Consider the following 12,823-nt stretch of genomic DNA (forward strand, 5'->3'; position numbering starts at 1 on the left):
TCATCTACTCTATATGCTGTATGGATAGAGGGAAGATGATCGAGTCAGCATTTTGCTAGTGAAGCTAAAAACATAATGATATGGATGTCTACCAATTGACTATAATATTGTTTAATGATGGAATTCCTTTTGGAAACTCTTTGCAGTAAACATAGCCTTCAATAACTAAAGCATGTTTATCATCCGTTTTTCTTGCTTGAATTTCAAAATTATGAAACTGTAATAACTCGCTTGGCTCTAGTGTTGAATGATACAATGGCTTCAGCCAATACTCACCGTTATTTTTTATGATCTCTCTCCAATTTTCATGGACAAATGTCCACTCTGTAGAGGAATGTTCAGCTAGCAAGAAGTTTTCTCCGGTGGTTTTCAGTGGTTGTGTTGTAATTTTACCACTTAGTTTCCCCGCATGAATCGGTTTTATACGAATGCATATCATAGGCTCATGTAGAGGTTCTGTCCCAATATTGTCCATAGTGAAATCGCCAAATATTAATAACTCATCTTCACTTGTTCCAGGGAGGAGCAACGAATAATTAAAAAACGACTGGAGTTTTACGATAGGTTGTGAATGATGGTTATCTTTTTGTAAATACAAATTTTTTTTCAGCTCGCTCAACTGTGTTTTTTCTTCCTCTAATGCCACTTCATATGATAGTAGTTGATTTTCTAGAGATGCAATCTTTTTTTCGTATTGCTCAATATTCTCAGTTTGAATATGATGTAATTTTTTTTGTAAATATTGATTTCGAAGTGTTTCTTTTTTTAATTCTGTTTCTAATGCTTTTAGTTTATTTTTATAATTTGATATTTCTGAACGATAGTGAATAATTTTTTGTTGCAGTTGAATTTGTTGATTCATATCCGCTGTTGGGCGACGTCGCTCCATTTTCTCACCCCTCTTCGCTTTAATGTATATGTAAAGAAATAAATTTGTAAAACAAAAAAGGCTGTTGGAAAGCACAACAGCCTAACTCGTTAAGTGAATTTAGTGAGCTGGGAATACTTCAGGACATTGAGGTGGGAACTTATCTGTAGGACAAAGTGTAGCTTCTAAAATTTCTTCACGTGGTTTACAGAAACGAGCTTCTACTTCGATTTTTACATCTGCTTCCATTTGTACTTCAAGGCATAGAGTGATGGAAACATCCAGTTGTGAGAAATTGTCTGTGCAGATTAAGCTAGCGTCACATTCGAAGAAGGAGATATGGCAGTCTACCACAGTACCTTCAGGGGCACATAAAATGAATGTTTGAGCAGTTGCGAACGGAATTGGATCAGATTCACAAACAACTTGACCGTTTGCGTTAACAACTTGCACAACGACATGACCTTTAACTAGTACTTTTACTTTTTGCAGTGTGACTGTTTCTCCTGAAGGAAGTGTAACTTGTACTGGTTGACGGCCATTTGGCTGGATGATTTCTTGACAAATTAATGCGTTGTTATCGACTACTGGATCGATTCGATTCCCGTCCTCGTCTGTTAAGAAACATCTAATACTGAAGTCTTCTGGGTCAAAACCGTGTGAAGTGAAAAATTCACAAACCGTTTTTCCGTGTCTGGGGCATTTGTTATCTGGAAAAATGGATTCTAAGTCGCTATTAGAGAAGCTTTTTAATGGTACATCCACTTGACGAGTAACCCAGTCGTACACTTTACGAGTACTAATACATACTTTCTCTTTATGATGAGAGTAACTCATAACTCTTTCCTCCTGTTTAAAAATTTTTCCCGCTGTAATAAATTGAATGATTACTTCATGCGGGTATCGGGACTACTGTATAGTATGAAAAAGTTAGGTAAGTGTGCAGTGATAAACGCGGAATTTTATTTTTAGTTTTCATGGAATAAATTGGTGAATGTTTGAATTTTTATGTATTAGGAGGAAATGATTTTTTGATGGGGAGGCTAACCAGTGAAACAAAAACAAGGAGAGAATGTGACGATGTTAAAACAAAAACTCATTTATTATCAGTCTGAGCTGTCACGTTATAAAGCGAAATTGCAACAGTATGAACAAAGCGATATGATGTCATTAATAAAAGAAAATGAATATTTGAAAGGGGAATTAGAATCTTTAACAAAAAGGCTGCATGAAGCGACAGCGGAAAATGTTCTTCTTAAAGAATTGGCGTTTCAAAGTGAGGAAAGATATAAACAGTTACAACAAGTAAGAAAAGAAAAGGACGAACTTGAAAAACGTTTAGCAGAACGGAAAAAGCAAATAGAGGAAGAAACCAATCTTGATTCTTGGTTTATTCGCACGTTAAAGCAACAAAACGCGATTGTTTCTCCTTCTGCCAAAACAAATCCGAAACATCATTCGATATCAAGTCCTTTTTCCTTCAGTGAGGAAGAAAAATAGAAACGAATGCCGGAGCAAATCATCTTTCCCCTCATAAGCTATTAGTATTCTAATGCTTTAGGAGGGAAAGTGATTGACACAGAAGAAGCCGATTATTATAGGGAAGAAAATAGTGACGCTCACCTCTACATCTTCTGCAACTGCAAAGAAAACAGGAGGATGTGGATGCGGAAAAAAAATAAAGAAGAAATAAGCATTGGATGAAAGAGATTATCGAAAAAGATAATCTCTTTTTTATGAAAAACGCCTATACAACAAAGCGGAAATGTGCATAGTCTAACAGTGTGAATAGGCTATTCAATTAAGGAGGTAACATAAATGTCAGAAAGAAAACATAAATCACGTGTGGTTCATGTTGATAAGTTAATTGTTCATGCAGATGATGTCGTAATCATTCCGAAAAGACGTCCGTTCGATCCTTGGTTGTTCGGAGGATCAAATCGACCTGAATTAGAAGCGGCTGAGGACGTACAAGATGACACGGCGATCGAAGAACAAGAGATTGATGACGACGATCAGCGAAGAAATCGATTTTCTTGGATTTAGTTTCCTTGTAAATGTAGATCATTGGACAGAACCAATGATTTTGCAAAGTAACATGTTGAAGTAAGAAATAGGTGTCCCCCCTTTCAATCGCTATCAGCTAAACATAATTTATTAAAAAAGTGAGAGGGGATTTTTATGGATCGCTTTAAAAATGATGGACTCTGGTTTGCCATCGGTTCTTTTGTTGTCATTCTTGTCCAAACATTTGGAGCAGACATGGATTTCGGACATACGATATAACGCCATTTTAAGCATTCTCGTCATGGCTGGCATTCTTCATACTCCTTCACTAGGAACCGGGGTTATTCAGATCAAACCAATAAAGAAAATCAATTTGTTGAGGTTGTCTCATAAAGGAGTTGTCCCTTTGTTTGAGACAGCTTTTTTTATGTAAAAAATTGTTATTATATTTTTTTCATGAAAAATACAATATAAAAATTGTAACGAAACTTTAGGAGGTTAAGAAGATGACAGTAGCATCTCAAGTAAAACAAACACTAGCAGGATTAAAATCAGCTCAAGCAAGTTTTGAAACATTCGCATTACAGACAGAAAACCAAGCTGCAAAACAGCTTTATCAACAAGCCGCAAAACAAGCACAAGCGATTGTAGATTTAATCAGCCCACGCGTGCAAGAAATCGAAAACGAAGAGCCACAATATAAACAATAAAGAAAAGCGGAGGCGAGCGCCTAACGCCGAAGGAAAATGTTCTTCCGACGAGAAATGCTTGCATTTCGACGGAGGAAGGTTATTTTCCGAAAGGCGTTGCGAGCCGAGCTAGACAATAAAGAAAAGCAGAGACGGAAAAGGTTGGTTATGGCCAACCTTTTTTCAAACAAAATACATAAATGAATGGGTTGATGGTGGATGATGAAAAAATGGTTTCTGGCTTTTTTCATAATTGGAATCCTCTTTGGTTGTGCGAAGGAAAAAGAGAATCAGCAGCAGTCATTACAAAATTTTAATATTACAAAATCAAGCACAAAGGAAACGGCGGATGCCAATCTTAATCAGTCTGTCGCTAAGCAGGCTGTTCAAAAGATAAGAGAAAAGCGTGAGATAAAGGATGTTGTTGCTGTTAATACGAAGAAGAAGCTTTTATTAGCGTATCAAGTGAAGCATATGCAGCGCTTTCGCATGAAGCAAATTCGGAAAGATGTAAAAGAAGAGCTTGAGAATTTATTCCCAGATTATGACATCATTCTTTCCAGCGATATTAAGTTGTTTTGGAAAACAGAAGAACTAAGAAGAAAATTAAGTAAAGATGGAATGGATGAGAAAGAAATCGATAAACAAATTGAAAAATTAGAAAAATTGAGCAATGAAAAGGCTTAGAAAGAGGTGATGATATGGCAAATGAAAAAAGAAAGAATCTTACGCCTGTTCAGCAAGAGTATCATTTGTTTGAAAAAGAGAGAGAAACAAAGCGACCCGTTTTAAAAAACTGTATTCGGGCCTTTTGGGTAGGAGGACTCATTTGCGCAATTGGCCAAGCCATTTCCTATTTTTATATTTACTTTTTTGATTTTACCGAGCAAACGGTCGGGAATCCAACGGTAGCGACAATGGTGTTTATTTCAATGGTTTTCACGGGGTTAGGCGTGTATGACCGCATTGCCCAATTTGCCGGAGCGGGAAGTGCAGTACCTGTCACAGGATTTGGGAACGCAGTCATTTCTGCAGCAATTGAACACCGCACAGAAGGATTTGTGCTAGGAGTAGGTTCGAATATGTTTAAGCTGGCTGGCTCTGTTATTTTGTTTGGTACGTTTGCAGCATTTGTCGTTGCCTTAATTAAAACGATTCTTATACAGTGGGGTGGATTAGGATGATGAAGGGCCACCGAACATGGATATTTGAGAATAAACCAGTTATTATCTCAACTGCAACAGTTGGCGGTCCGTTTGAGGCAAATGGCAGACTCGCTGATGATTTTGATTTATTGCATGAAGACCTTTGGCTTGGCGAAGATTCGTATGAAAAAGCGCACAAAGTGTTATTTGAAGAGGCATTTTTTAAGGCGATGGAAAAAGCGGGAATTGAAAAGGAAAAAGTTCAGTTTATTATTGCTGGAGATTTGATCAATCAAATTACGCCATCAAGCTTTGCGGCAAGAACGATTGGAGCGCCGTATCTCGGAGTGTTTGGTGCTTGTTCTACATCAATGGAAGGACTGGCATTAGGTGCGTTTATTGTCAACTACGGTGGGGCACAATATGTATTAACAGGAGCGGCAAGCCATAATACTGCTGTCGAAAAGCAATTTCGTTATCCAACGGAGTACGGTGGACAAAAGCCGCCGACTGCGCAATGGACGGTGACAGGAGCAGGAGTAGCATTGCTAAGTAATAAAGGAGAAGGGCCACGTGTCGTTTCCGCAACGATTGGTCGAGTGGTTGACATGGGATTAAGCGACCCATTCAATATGGGAGGAGCGATGGCGCCGGCAGCTGTTGATACGATTGAAGCACATTTGCGTGATTTACAAATTGAACCATCTTACTATGATTTGATTGTCACTGGAGATTTAGGACATATCGGTAGAGAAGTTTCATTAGACCTCATGAAGAAAAACGGGCTTAGTATTGAAGATGAACGTTATCAAGATTGCGGTCTTATGATTTATCGCGAGGGACAACCCGTTCTATCGGGAGCAAGCGGTGCCGGCTGTTCTGCAACAGTTGTCTATGGACATCTCCTTAACAGGATGAAACGTAGGGAATTAAAACGTATTCTCGTTGTTGCAACAGGAGCACTTTTATCACCATTAACGTTTCAGCAAAATGAGACGATTCCGTGCATTGCCCATGCTGTAGCGATTGAGTATGGAGGTGAGTGAAGGATGGTGGCGATGTTTTTTTGGGCATTTGTGGTCGGCGGCATTATATGTACAATTGGCCAAATTATGTTTGATGTTTTTAAATTAACACCAGCACATACGCTTAGTACGTTTGTAGTCATTGGCGCTATTCTGGATGGTCTTGGTCTTTATGAACCGCTCATCGATTTTGCTGGAGCGGGAGCAACCATTCCGATTACAAGTTTTGGAAACTCTCTTGTCCATGGCGCTATGCAAGAAGCGGAAAAGCACGGCATTATCGGTGTATTATCAGGAATGTTTGAAGTTACAAGCGCGGGAATTTCTGCGGCAATTGTGTTTGGCTTCATCGGTGCTTTGTTATTTAAACCGAAAGGATAAGCGGGGTGGTAAGAGGTGACGATCGGTTCACAAGTTAAGCAAAGCTTGGCGAGTTTAAAGAGCATTCATGCCGGACTGCAAAATTTTGCGCTCATCTCAACGGACGAGCGCTCGCAGCGGGAGTTTCACGAGGCGATGATTATAACGGAAGAAATCATTGCCGATTTGAAACAAAGAATTGGACAATTGGAACGAGAAGAACCTCAATACAATGGAATGTAAGGAGTAGGAATGATGCCAGCATGGTTAGAAGCAGTGATACGATCAGTTTGTATATTAATCGGGCTGTTTATTATCACAAAGTTATTAGGAAAAAAACAGCTATCGAAGTTATCGTTTTTTGAGTATATTGTCGGTATCACTATCGGTGATATCGCTGGATCATTATCGATGGATGGCGACATTAATTTAACAGAAGGAATTACAAGTATTCTGGTTTGGTCATTTTTTCCAATAGCTATTTCTCATATATCATTAAAGAGTAAAAAATTCCGCGACTTTGTTGAGGGAAACTCTACTGTTTTTATTAAAAATGGAAAGATATTGGAAGATAACTTAAAGAAAGAGAAATATACAGTTGATGAGCTTTTTGAACAGTTGCGGAAAAAGAACATTTTTCGCGTTGCCGATGTTGAATTTGCCACTTTGGAAACAAATGGAGAGTTGAGCGTCCTACTAAAGCGTGATAAGCAACCGCTGGCAGTTGGTGATGTTTTTCCAAACCCGGCTCCAATAAAGGAGCCACAAACAGTTATAATGGATGGAAGGATTTTAGATGAGCCGCTGGCAACAATAGGATTAAATCGCAGCTGGTTGAAAGAAGAATTGGATAAACAAGGAGCTGCAATTGAAAATGTTTTTTTAGCTCAAGTGGACTCTTATGGACAGCTTACGATTGATTTGTATAATGATAAAATTCAAGTGCCACAGCCGCAGCAAAAACCGCTTTTACTAGCAGCGATTAAAAAAGTGCAGGCGGATTTTGAATTGTTTGCTTTACAAACTGAAAATGCCGAGGCTCGTCAAATGTATGGTAAAAACGCGGAGAAATTAGCGGAAATTTTAAATAAAGTAGAACCATTATTGAAAAATTAAAGGAGGAAAAAGCATGAAAAATAAAACAAAAACAACTGATGAGGAAATTACATTGCGTTTAACAAAGGAAAAAGAAAATAAGAAAATTAAGACGACTGATGAGGAGTTCACATTGGAATTTATGCATGAAGGAGAAAATGCGACACCGCAACCGAAAGATTATGAACAGATTGAGTATTGATGAAGGAAAGCATTGTTGGAGAGCGATTGCTGTTAGGTTAAACTGGAAAAAGGCTGGCTTATAGGAGAATCACTCCCTTACACAGTGACAATCAGTTTCTTACTGAGAGGGAGCGGCTCTTTCCTTTAAGGCAGCCTTTTTATTTTGAGCTTACAATGATAACGATTGTAAAAATTCTTTTACTTGTTCCGGTGTTTTTGCATTGGCACTATGAAGGTGAGCAATTTTCTCACCATTTTTGAAAACGAGCAGGCTTGGAATGCCCATCACTTGATATTGTTGAGCGAGTTCAGGAACATCGTCGCGATTGATTTGATACCATTCTAGATGCGAATATTGTTCCATAATTTCGCCGATAAACATATCCATGCGTGTACAATCAGGACACCATGTTGTATAAAATTTTACAATGACTGCTTGGTCTCCAGCAATCACTTTGTTGAACTGCTCAACTGTTTGTAAATGATTCAAATGAAGCAACCTCCTTTGCTCACTTTGTCACTTCTATACTCTACCATACTTTTAAAGAAAAATAGAATAAAAAACTCGGCACATCGTCTGTTCATTTGCATAAATAAATGAATAAGAAGGGACGGTGAGTATATGAGCAATAAGTTCGAAAAAGAATTGGAGAAGTTAGCGAAATCCAAGCATGAAGGACATGATGAAGTCATAAAGAAATTTGAAACATGGGGAAAGGAACTCGATGAAAATATAAAAAAAATTGATAAAGCAAACCAAGTTTTTTTAAAAGAGGTAGAAGGAAAACTTGGCTATATGAATCAATGGTTTGCCAAAAAAGAAAAGCAGTTTGGGAAAATGTTACGCTTTTTACAGTAGCAAGCCCATACCATTTTTGTAAAAGTGCATATGATGTAAGTAACAATGTGCAAGGAGGTGGAATAAAATGGGCTTCGGATTTGGTGGTTGCGGATTTGGTGGTTACGGCGGTTATGGCTACGGCGGTGGTTTCGGTGGTCATACGTTCGTGTTGATCGTTGTGTTGTTTATTTTGTTAATTATTGTTGGAACTTCGTTCATCGGCTAATTTGTTCGCGATATTTCAAGCGAAGGGGTACGAGCTATTACAAAACGGCTCGTACTTTTTATTTCAATGCATGCACTTCGCATCTTTTTTTTCATACGATGTATCATCAAAAGGAGGCGGGATAATGGATAACAATTTCTTTAAAAATATCGAAAAGAAAACAGGCGTAAATATGAAAGATGTATTCGACTTAGCGAATTCGCTGCAGCATGCGAATTTTAAAGATGAAAAGACGGTTAGAAGCGTCATTAAACGTGTAGCGCAAATTGCCAACCGCAAAGTACCAAAAGAATTAGAAGATAAAATCGTTCAAACGATTATTAAAGACGGAAAAAGCCTAGATTTCAGCACAATTGCTAATATGATTAACAAGAAGTAAACAAGAGGCTGGCTCAAAAGCAAGGAATCGTATAATCATGTCTGGTAAGTACATGATATATACAGCCCCTTATGAGCCAGCCTCAGCTATTCAATGAAAGATTTAATAAAGCGGGAGGCGTGCGCTTTTTTCATTCGTCTCATTTCAGGAACAGAAATGAATAAGGCTTCTTTTGCTCTTGTCATCGCCACATACATTAATCTCCGTTCTTCTTCAAGCGGCAGCTCATCACCGTTTCGATAAGCATCAAGGGCATAATCATGAGGAAGACACCCGTCTACCGCTCCTAAAATGTATACATATTTATACTCTAATCCTTTCGCACGATGAATCGTTGTTAGTTGAACCGCATTCGTTTGTTGTTTGCTTAACTGTTTTGCTTCAGAAGTCGCTTGAATCATTTCATCGACATGAGAAAGGAAAGCAGAGATGGTCTTAAATTTTTTAGCAACCACTTTTAAATCGCGCAAATCATCAGACCCTTTTTCCATCACATTTCCTTCATTGCCCCGTTTTTTTATAAATTCCTCAAAGCCCATTTCTTTTTCGATTGTTTCAAGCGCGACAATAGGTTTAAGAGTGGCTAATGTTTTAAACAAAGGAACAATTTTACGCAGTTTCTTTTGCTGGAAAGGTTGAATGTTGTTGAGTTTAGTTAAAGCTTTCACAAGCGAGCAGTCCTCGATAATACTAATCGCCTTTAACTCTTGAAGTGCTGATTGTTTTAAAAACAGGGCAACAAGCAAATCGTTCATTGCTTCTTCGTTATCTGGATTTAAACTGAGACGCAAATACGCTAACAAACAGCGTACGATGCGGCGCTGATAGAATGATTCGCCATCTTGCTCAACGATAAAAGGCAGACCGCATTGTGACAAACGCTCAAATATCGCCCGCGATGTTGCATGGGTGCGGTATAAGATGGCGAAGTCGCGCGGCTGTGCACCTTGGCGGATTCGCTCCGTTATATCTTCAACAACCATTGTTGCTTCCTCCTCTTCGTCGTATGGGAAAAAGAAGAGAGGAAGATGGTGATTGTCGAACTGCGCTCTCATCTGTTTTTTGCGTCGGTGTTTATTAAAGGAAATCACTTTATTCGCTGTTGTGACAATCGCATGAGAAGAGCGATAATTTTCGCTTAACGTAATGATTTGCGCTTCAGAATATTCTTTATCGAATTCAAGAATAAAAGACGGATTAGAGCCGCGAAAAGCGTAGATGGATTGGTCATCATCGCCAACGACGCATAAGTTTTTTGTATGGCTTGATAGCATCTTCATGATTTCGTATTGTACTTTGTTAATATCTTGAAACTCATCAATTAAAAAGTAATGAAACCGTTCTTGATAGCGGGCGAGCAAGTCGGGATTTTCTAAAAGCATTTCATAGCAGCCAAGAAGCATATCGTCAAAATCAAATTGTCCGCGTTCAGCTTTCAGTTCCTCATATCTTTTATATAAATAGGATACCCGTTCCTCCCACTGACTTTGCGGTGCTACGTTCTTCGGAGTCAATAATGTATTTTTCCAATAAGAAATTTGTTGTAGTGCTTGGTCGTAAGCAAACTCCCGTTCATCTAAACCAAACTCTCGGCCCGCTTCTTTAATGATTTGTTCACGCTGCCAATCCCATTTTAATAAACGATTGATTTGCCACCGTTCTGGATGAAAATGGCTAATCATTCGGTAAAAAATACTGTGAAATGTGCCGGTTACAAGAAAAGAAGTATCATCTTGACGGATTTCTGGATAAGTAAGAAGCCGTTGTTTCATTTCTTGCGCTGCTTTTGTAGTAAATGTCACAAGCATAATGGAAGAAGGATGAATATTTCGCTCACAAATCATATAAGCAGTGCGGGCAGTCAGTACACGCGTTTTCCCGCTGCCAGCCCCGGCTAATACTAAAAGTGGTCCTTCTGTCGTGCTGACTGCTTTCATTTGTGCTTCGTCCAGATAAATTCCAGATTGTACTAGGTGTTGTAAATAACCGCTTTTACCGCTTGCGATGGCCTGTTCTTTTTTACGAAATAAAGTGCTGTTTTTGACAGAAATAGGCGGTTTCCAAAGCGAAGTCTCTAATTCATTTATTGTGCAATTTTGTTTATGTTCATGGTAAAAATGCGGCTCTTTTTGAATCCCTAAATATAGTCTCACGGGTTCACCGCATTTTAGGCACGTAATTTTTCCGCGAAGTGCCGACTCATAGACAAGCTGGTATTTTTCGCGTGGCAATTTCGAGAGGCGAATCGTTTTTTCTTTATATTTTGCCCGTTCCATGAATAAATCTCCTTTTTTCAAACGTCAACGTTAATCATATCAAAACATATGATATAGAAAAAGGATTTGTTGATTGAAGTTGAGAATTGAAAAAGAAAGGGATAAGGAGGGGAGTGGGAATGTATATCATATCTCCGTTTAATGATTCATTATTTCAATATGGGAATCGGAAAAGTCATCATGATTCATCTCCGCTTTCACTATTTCCGGTAACAGCAGCCAATATGATAGCTCACCAGAGGAAAGAGCGTCCATTTTCACAGTCCAAGAAAGCTCATAAGCGAGCGGTTTTTGATGAAGTTTTAACAGAGTTAACTGGAAAAGGACAATATATTAACGAACATGTATAAAGTAGAGAGAACGAAATGGAATTTATGCCAATGTATAATTTTTCTTATTTACTTTAAAGGCACTGTGGGAATCGGATAAGTTCATTCTCAGAATAGAGGAATTTTTAATGGGCGCAGGGTTTGATATAGGGATAATGAAAAAGAATAAAGAATAATGATGAAAAACGAGGAGAGGAACAGTTGCCGCTTCCCCATCTTTTCATTGTTCATGCGTGTGTCGATCATTTTGTGGGAGCGGCTTATTGCAAAAACTGTGAAACATGTATACGATTGCCACAGTGCGCAAAGAAGCGATTTTGCATAATCTGATATTAAAGACGATTGATTGGTTTTAAGGAAACGCACCGCTTAAGGAACTGTGTGCAATCCATTTTTAGAAGGAGAAGCGGAGTTGGGGCTGGCAGATCATATGTTATGGATGGCTACGAAGTGTTAGAATGTTTGGAGATGCATTCCGTTTCCTTCCTGCCATTCTGCGTATAGCACTTCCTTATACTCTCTTGCCCCAAACATTTCAATTTGTCCTTTTAGCCATTCTTCAGAAAAACCGCATTCTTTTAAGTTATCCCATATGACTTCACCATCGCTGATTAATGTAATAGGAAGATGAATGGACTGAGGAGGCATTTGATGATCTTTCCGCGTCGGTTGATCATATAGTGATTTTTTTAGGACGCTTACCGTTCCATCTGTTTCTAAAATCGCATACTCGACTTCGCGAATAGAAAACGCTCCTTTTGATCGCAGCAAATGTTGTAATTGATTGATATCTAATTTGTTTTCTTTCATTTTATCACGTAAAATCTTGCCGTTAGCGATGACTAACGCTGGCTTTCCTTCTAAAATAGCGCGGGATTCTTTCTTTTTTTGCGTAATAATTTCCGTTATGTAAATTAAAGCCCCCCATAAAGCGACGGTGAACAAGATGTGGGAAATACCGATGTCGTTAGCATAAAGTGCATTGCCGACAAGTTCCCCTAACACAAGAGCGGAAATGAAATCAAATGCTGTGATTTGCGTGATTTGTGTTTTTCCGAGAATTTTAGTAGTAAATAGTAGAGCGACATAACCAATAGCTAGTTCAGAAGCGATTTTAATAAATTCCATCTTTTTCACCTTTTGGACTTATGATGTCATTAATTTGTGTTAAATGAAGATTTTTATACATAGAAAAAAGGGGCTGACCCAAAAGCAAAGTGTCAGCCCCCATAACCATATAGGACATACAATAACATTAGATAGATGAACGATATATTGTGGAATGCACGTGAGGCTAGACACTTATGATATTATCCCCTTATAGTAGACAGGAAAAAGCAAAGGCTGATACTGTTTACTATGGAGGGGTTTTTTTATGGGAAAAATCAGAAAAACTTATT

General features: G+C 38.4%; 19 protein-coding genes. 14 read left to right on the plus strand and 5 right to left on the minus strand.

All coding sequences use genetic code 11. The features are described 5' to 3' along the window. Positions 1-88: 88 nt before the first annotated feature. Both HNQ85_RS11925 and HNQ85_RS11930 read right to left on the minus strand, forming a co-directional pair. Complete coding sequence (locus HNQ85_RS11925; protein ID WP_181537944.1) at positions 89-889, minus strand: hypothetical protein; 801 nt, start codon at positions 887-889, stop codon at positions 89-91. Positions 890-988: 99 nt separating this feature from the next. Beyond that, positions 989-1,705 (minus strand): BMQ_0737 family morphogenetic spore coat protein, encoded by a 717-nt coding sequence (locus HNQ85_RS11930; protein ID WP_181537945.1) that lies wholly within the window; start codon positions 1,703-1,705, stop codon positions 989-991. A gap of 213 nt (positions 1,706-1,918) precedes the next feature. Between HNQ85_RS11930 and HNQ85_RS17630 the strand changes: the two genes are divergently transcribed. From HNQ85_RS17630 to HNQ85_RS11985, 10 genes are all read left to right on the plus strand, one after another. Beyond that, positions 1,919-2,368: a hypothetical protein gene (locus HNQ85_RS17630; RefSeq protein ID WP_246326855.1), complete on the plus strand. Its 450-nt coding sequence runs from the start codon at positions 1,919-1,921 to the stop codon at positions 2,366-2,368. Between the two features lie 318 nt (positions 2,369-2,686). Then, entirely contained in the window at positions 2,687-2,914 is a 228-nt protein-coding gene (locus HNQ85_RS11940; protein WP_181537946.1) for a hypothetical protein, read from the plus strand. Between the two features lie 467 nt (positions 2,915-3,381). Next, positions 3,382-3,585: a DUF1657 domain-containing protein gene (locus tag HNQ85_RS11950; RefSeq protein ID WP_181537947.1), complete on the plus strand. Its 204-nt coding sequence runs from the start codon at positions 3,382-3,384 to the stop codon at positions 3,583-3,585. Positions 3,586-3,783: 198 nt separating this feature from the next. Further along, positions 3,784-4,251, plus strand: coding sequence for a YhcN/YlaJ family sporulation lipoprotein (locus HNQ85_RS11955; RefSeq protein ID WP_181537948.1), 468 nt, complete (start codon positions 3,784-3,786; stop codon positions 4,249-4,251). Between the two features lie 14 nt (positions 4,252-4,265). After that, positions 4,266-4,748, plus strand: a complete 483-nt coding sequence (gene spoVAC / locus HNQ85_RS11960; protein WP_181537949.1) for a stage V sporulation protein AC — start codon at positions 4,266-4,268, stop codon at positions 4,746-4,748. Then, a complete protein-coding gene (gene spoVAD / locus HNQ85_RS11965) occupies positions 4,745-5,755 on the plus strand; it encodes a stage V sporulation protein AD (RefSeq protein WP_181537950.1) in 1,011 nt (336 codons plus the stop codon). The genes spoVAC and spoVAD overlap by 4 nt, the downstream gene beginning before the upstream one ends. 3 nt (positions 5,756-5,758) lie before the next feature. Next, on the plus strand, positions 5,759-6,115 hold the full coding sequence (gene spoVAE, locus HNQ85_RS11970) for a stage V sporulation protein AE (RefSeq protein WP_181537951.1): 357 nt from the start codon (positions 5,759-5,761) through the stop codon (positions 6,113-6,115). A gap of 15 nt (positions 6,116-6,130) precedes the next feature. After that, positions 6,131-6,337 carry a DUF1657 domain-containing protein gene (locus HNQ85_RS11975; RefSeq protein WP_111646407.1) on the plus strand — a complete coding sequence of 69 codons (207 nt, stop codon included), beginning with the start codon at positions 6,131-6,133 and terminating at the stop codon, positions 6,335-6,337. Between the two features lie 12 nt (positions 6,338-6,349). Further along, a complete protein-coding gene (locus HNQ85_RS11980; protein ID WP_181537952.1) occupies positions 6,350-7,210 on the plus strand; it encodes a DUF421 domain-containing protein in 861 nt (286 codons plus the stop codon). Between the two features lie 13 nt (positions 7,211-7,223). Continuing rightward, on the plus strand, positions 7,224-7,391 hold the full coding sequence (locus HNQ85_RS11985) for a hypothetical protein (RefSeq protein WP_181537953.1): 168 nt from the start codon (positions 7,224-7,226) through the stop codon (positions 7,389-7,391). A 150-nt stretch (positions 7,392-7,541) separates the two neighbouring features. On the opposite strand, the gene HNQ85_RS11990 is transcribed toward HNQ85_RS11985, so the two are convergent. Then, positions 7,542-7,862 (minus strand): thioredoxin family protein, encoded by a 321-nt coding sequence (locus HNQ85_RS11990; RefSeq protein ID WP_181537954.1) that lies wholly within the window; start codon positions 7,860-7,862, stop codon positions 7,542-7,544. A 132-nt stretch (positions 7,863-7,994) separates the two neighbouring features. Between HNQ85_RS11990 and HNQ85_RS11995 the strand changes: the two genes are divergently transcribed. The 3 genes from HNQ85_RS11995 to HNQ85_RS12005 all read left to right on the plus strand — a co-directional run bounded on the left by HNQ85_RS11995 (position 7,995) and on the right by HNQ85_RS12005 (position 8,818). Then, positions 7,995-8,231 (plus strand): hypothetical protein, encoded by a 237-nt coding sequence (locus tag HNQ85_RS11995; protein WP_181537955.1) that lies wholly within the window; start codon positions 7,995-7,997, stop codon positions 8,229-8,231. A gap of 67 nt (positions 8,232-8,298) precedes the next feature. After that, positions 8,299-8,439 carry a YjcZ family sporulation protein gene (locus HNQ85_RS12000; RefSeq protein ID WP_181537956.1) on the plus strand — a complete coding sequence of 47 codons (141 nt, stop codon included), beginning with the start codon at positions 8,299-8,301 and terminating at the stop codon, positions 8,437-8,439. Between the two features lie 124 nt (positions 8,440-8,563). Continuing rightward, entirely contained in the window at positions 8,564-8,818 is a 255-nt protein-coding gene (locus HNQ85_RS12005) for a stage VI sporulation protein F (protein ID WP_181537957.1), read from the plus strand. Positions 8,819-8,904: 86 nt separating this feature from the next. Here HNQ85_RS12005 and HNQ85_RS12010 read toward each other — a convergent pair whose 3' ends face one another. After that, positions 8,905-11,094, minus strand: a complete 2,190-nt coding sequence (locus HNQ85_RS12010; RefSeq protein ID WP_181537958.1) for a UvrD-helicase domain-containing protein — start codon at positions 11,092-11,094, stop codon at positions 8,905-8,907. 119 nt (positions 11,095-11,213) lie between these two features. On the opposite strand from HNQ85_RS12010, the gene HNQ85_RS12015 reads away from it, so the two are divergent. Then, positions 11,214-11,444, plus strand: coding sequence for a hypothetical protein (locus HNQ85_RS12015; protein ID WP_181537959.1), 231 nt, complete (start codon positions 11,214-11,216; stop codon positions 11,442-11,444). Positions 11,445-11,876: 432 nt separating this feature from the next. On the opposite strand, the gene HNQ85_RS12020 is transcribed toward HNQ85_RS12015, so the two are convergent. Next, a complete protein-coding gene (locus HNQ85_RS12020; RefSeq protein ID WP_181537960.1) occupies positions 11,877-12,551 on the minus strand; it encodes a DUF421 domain-containing protein in 675 nt (224 codons plus the stop codon). Between the last annotated feature and the right edge of the window lie 272 nt (positions 12,552-12,823).

Origin of the sequence: [Anoxybacillus] calidus (assembly GCF_013760845.1) — a bacterium.
GTDB classification, from domain to species: Bacteria; Bacillota; Bacilli; order Bacillales; family Anoxybacillaceae; genus Paranoxybacillus; species Paranoxybacillus calidus.